The sequence below is a fragment of the Paenibacillus sp. J53TS2 genome (assembly GCF_018403305.1).
GTDB classification, from domain to species: Bacteria; Bacillota; Bacilli; order Paenibacillales; family Paenibacillaceae; genus Fontibacillus; species Fontibacillus rhizolycopersici.
On sequence record NZ_BOSK01000049.1, the window covers coordinates 1 to 252 of the forward strand.

Annotated in this window: 2 rRNA genes; both read left to right on the forward strand. The window is 50.0% G+C overall.

Annotated elements, in window-relative coordinates:
• Window positions 1-123 (forward strand): 23S ribosomal RNA (locus KJS42_RS23025); the annotation flags it as partial.
• Window positions 124-181: 58 nt separating this feature from the next.
• Window positions 182-252 (forward strand): 5S ribosomal RNA (gene rrf, locus KJS42_RS23030); the annotation flags it as partial.

The following is a 252-nucleotide window of genomic DNA, read 5'->3' on the forward strand; positions in this document are numbered from 1 at the left end:
CCCCTCAAGATGAGATTTCCCAATTAGTAAGACCCCTTGAAGACGACGAGGTTGATAGGCCTGAGGTGGAAGTGCAGCAATGTATGGAGCTGACAGGTACTAATCGGTCGAGGGCTTATCCAAATATCTAAAACAGCAAATTCGTTTCGTATCCAGTTTTCAAGGATTAAACCTTGAACCGTTTGGTGGCGATGGCGGAGGGGTTCCACACGTACCCATCCCGAACACGACCGTTAAGCCCTCCAGCGCCGA